A 3631-nucleotide genomic window follows, 5' to 3' on the forward strand; every position below is an offset into this window, starting at 1 on the left:
AACGTCATCGACCGGTTGGTCAAGAAACTGGTCAAACTAATCCTATTGAAAGATTAAATAATACCTTTCGACAAAGGATTTCTCGACTGGTGAGACAGAGTCTATCTTTCTCTAAAAAAATGGAGAATCACGTTGGGGAACTGTTTGGTATTTTATCCATGACTACAATGCACAGCAAAGCAAAGGATTAAGCCACCATCACTACTACCGAATCACCACCTATATAATAATGCTTGGTAGTGAAGCTTCTCAATAATTGATCCCCCATGACTTGGTTATATAAAACCCCCGGTATTCCCGATGAATTGTTTGAACGTTTGCCTGGGATTCCCTTGAGTAAACGCGAGGTGAGATTATTGATGATTTCCGCTTTGAGGTTAGGTGATGGGGGGGTTTTCTGGGATATCGGGGCGGGAACTGGCACTATTCCCGTTGAAATTGGCTTATTATGCCCCAATAGTCCGATTATTGCCATTGAAAGGGATGAAGAAGTGGCCAGTTTAATCCGCCGTAATTGCGATCGCTTCGGGGTAAAAAATGTTACGGTTTTTGAAGGCAGCGCTCCCGATTGTCTAGCCAATATACCCCTAGCACCCGATCGCGTCTGTATCGAGGGCGGCAAACCGATTAAATCAGTCCTGCAAGAAGTGTGGCAATACCTGAAACCCAACGGCCGCATCGTGGCTACGGCCAATAATTTAGAAACCCTCTATCAATTTTCCGAAGGCTTTTCTAATTTACAGGCGCGTAATATCGAGATCGTCCAAGCGGCAGTAAATCGCCTAGAAACTAGGGGTATTCACCAAGTTTTTGCCGCCGTTGATCCCATGTTCATCCTGAGTGGCGATAAACTTTAATTGGGGATAACCTTCCATAAAGTTTTCTTAATCTATATAATTAGAACAATGCCGCCTAACTTCTCTGGATTAACCATGCCTTGGCCACGCATTGTCAGCGCTATTTTTGCTATTGCCTTCGCACTGGGAATTATTATCGTTGGGGGTTGGTATTTCACCCTCGGCATCGGTGTTATCGTCTTTTTGGGACAATTGGAGTATTTTCGCTTAGTTCGCGCTAAAGGCATTGAACCGGCCGCTAAAACCACTCTCGTAGTTTCGCAATTATTACTACTGACGGCAACTATGGCAGCCCCCCTCACCGATGCCATGTTTCCCCTCGCTGGGGCGTTAATTTGTTTTTATCTGCTCTTTCAGCCAAAAATGGCGACAATTGCCGACATTTCCACCTCAATTCTCGGTCTGTTTTATGGTGGTTACTTACCTAGTTATTGGATTCGTTTACGGGTCGGTTTTTCTCCTGAAAGTAATCCTGTGGCTATGGCCAGTAACTTACCCCTGATGGGATATTGGCCAGAATCGTGGATGGAACCGAAATTATTCCCGGCCGCTTTGACGGTGACTTTTCTAGCTTTCGGTTGCATTTGGGCCGCCGATATCGGAGCTTACATCATGGGAAAATGGTTAGGTAAAACCAGTTTATCGCTGATTAGTCCCAAAAAAACCGTGGAAGGTTCCTTTTTTGGCATTTTAGGCAGTATAGCGATCGCCGAGTTGGGTGCTTGGTATTTAGATTGGCCCTATTGGCAGCTGACCGGCTTAATTTTGGGCTTATTAATTGGTATTGTCAGTTTATTGGGTGATTTGACCGAATCGATGATGAAACGCGATGCCGGAGTCAAGGATTCCGGGCAGTTAATCCCCGGTCACGGTGGTATACTCGATCGCACTGATAGTTATGTGTTCACCGCTCCCCTAGTATATTATTTCGTCACTTTACTGCTGCCCTTGTTGCGTTAGTAGTTTGTATCTTCTCCGGTCGCTGCGCCCTTGAGTTCTCCAGTGCTAAATTAAAGATTAAACCCAAATTTGCGATTATGTCAGGAGTCGTCTATCCCCGGGGTAAAGTTTATCTTCTCGGTGCGGGAATCGGTCAGAGCAGTTTTCTCACCCTGCAAGCGCGAGCAATTTTAGCCACGGCCGAGGTTTTGCTGTATGATGCCCTAGTGGATAATCAAATCTTCTCCCTCGTGCCGAAAACCTGTATTTTAGTCGATGTGGGCAAACGGGGAGGACAACCCGGCGCCGAGCAAAATCAGATTAATCGGATATTGGTTAATTATTGTCAAGAGGGAAAACGAGTTATTCGGCTTAAAAGTGGTGATCCGGGGGTTTTTGGGCGAGTATATCCTGAAATGTTAGCCCTAAAGCAGGCTGGCTGTGATTTTGAACTGATAACTGGAATTTCCTCCGCTTTGGCCGCTCCTTTATTGGCCGGAATTCCCCTGACCGAAAAGGATATTAGTCGCTGTTTTGCGGTCTTGAGCGCTCACGATCCCCAGTCTCTCGATTGGTCAGCTTTAGCTAAAATTGATACGCTGGTGCTATTGATGGCCGGTCAGTCTTTAGGGCAAATTATCGAGAAATTATGCCAAAATGGGCGGAATATTCACGACTCGATCGCTATTATCCGCCAGGCGGGACGCAAGGATCAACAAATTTGGCGCGGCACTTTAGAAAATATTCTCGCTCAAACCGCCGGGGTGTCCCTCTCACCCTCTATTATGGTCATTGGTCAAGTTGTGGATCTGGCGATTATGTCCTCTCCCCCACCCCTAGGAGGTAAAACTATTGTTATTACCCGTGCCGCCGAGCAAACGAGTCAATTTAGCGAAATTTTGCAAAATCAAGGCGCAGAAGTCCTAGAAATGCCCGCTTTAGAGATTCGTCCCCCCTCCAGTTGGCAAGGTTTAGACGATGCCATCGGTGAGTTAAAAAAGTTTGATTGGCTGATTTTAACTTCTGCCAATGCTGTTAATTTTTTCTTCGATCGCTTGACATTTTGGGGAAAAGATGCTAGGGCTTTAGCGACCGTAAAAATCGCCGTGGTGGGCAAAAAAACCAGCCAAGTTTTGCACTCACGAGGATTAAAGGCGGATTTTATCCCGGGGGATTTTGTCGCTGATGCTTTGGTAAACGAGTTTCCCGACCCGATTAGGGGGCAAAAATTCCTCTTTCCGCGCGTGGAAACGGGAGGGAGAGAAGTCTTGGTTAAGGAATTAACGGCCAAAGCTGGTCAGGTGACGGAAGTGGCCGCCTATGATTCCGGATGTCCCGCGCGCATGGATAGTCAGATCTGGGAAGCGTTTCGAGATGAAAAAGTCGATATAGTCACCTTTGCTAGTTCCAAAACCGTCCAGAATTTTTATCAGTTATTGCGACAAGAAACGGGAGAATTATCGGTTAATTCCCTATTAGAAAAAGTTTGTCTGGCTTCTATCGGTCCGCAAACTTCAAAAACCTGTCAAGAGTTATTTGGTCGTGTTGATATCGAGGCGCAAGAATACACCCTAGAAGGGTTGACCAGCGCTCTAATCGAGTCGAGTAAGACCTGACATCCTCGCCGCCGTAAAACAGACGGCGATTCCCAAACTTGACGATAAACAAAGCTATAAAAATCTAGGAATCTCCCCTTGACATCCTCACCGCCGTAAACGGACGGTGATTCCCAAACCTCACGATTTGGGTTTCTGCTTCTTTCCCTTGCGGGGTTCCGCACCTGCCTTAACAGAGTAAATCTGTTCTGGTCTTATGGTCGCTCTACAGACTGACAC

At 46.3% G+C, this 3631-nt stretch carries 3 protein-coding genes and 1 pseudogene; all 4 read left to right on the plus strand.

The genetic code is table 11. The features are described from left to right. A pseudogene (locus IM479_RS11585) lies at nt 1–172 on the plus strand (IS1 family transposase); the annotation flags it as partial. A 94-nt stretch (nt 173–266) separates the two neighbouring features. Further along, nucleotides 267–857, plus strand: a complete 591-nt coding sequence (gene cbiT / locus IM479_RS11590) for a precorrin-6Y C5,15-methyltransferase subunit CbiT (RefSeq protein WP_287685905.1) — start codon at nt 267–269, stop codon at nt 855–857. A gap of 48 nt (nt 858–905) precedes the next feature. Continuing rightward, on the plus strand, nt 906–1817 hold the full coding sequence (locus IM479_RS11595) for a phosphatidate cytidylyltransferase (protein WP_286826092.1): 912 nt from the start codon (nt 906–908) through the stop codon (nt 1815–1817). 77 nt (nt 1818–1894) lie between these two features. Continuing rightward, nucleotides 1895–3412, plus strand: coding sequence for a uroporphyrinogen-III C-methyltransferase (cobA, locus tag IM479_RS11600; RefSeq protein WP_287685907.1), 1518 nt, complete (start codon nt 1895–1897; stop codon nt 3410–3412). Nucleotides 3413–3631: the final 219 nt, after the last annotated feature.

Source organism: Microcystis sp. M165S2, assembly GCF_020245885.1.
Taxonomy (GTDB): Bacteria; Cyanobacteriota; Cyanobacteriia; order Cyanobacteriales; family Microcystaceae; genus Microcystis.

What these genes read in the sequence shown, in the direction of transcription:
- cobA (WP_287685907.1), top strand. Translation starts at nt 1,895, where the DNA reads ATGTCAGGAGTCGTCTATCCCCGGGGTAAAGTTTATCTTCTCGGTGCG.
- IM479_RS11595 (WP_286826092.1), top strand. Translation starts at nt 906, where the DNA reads ATGCCGCCTAACTTCTCTGGATTAACCATGCCTTGGCCACGCATTGTC.
- cbiT (WP_287685905.1), top strand. Translation starts at nt 267, where the DNA reads ATGACTTGGTTATATAAAACCCCCGGTATTCCCGATGAATTGTTTGAA.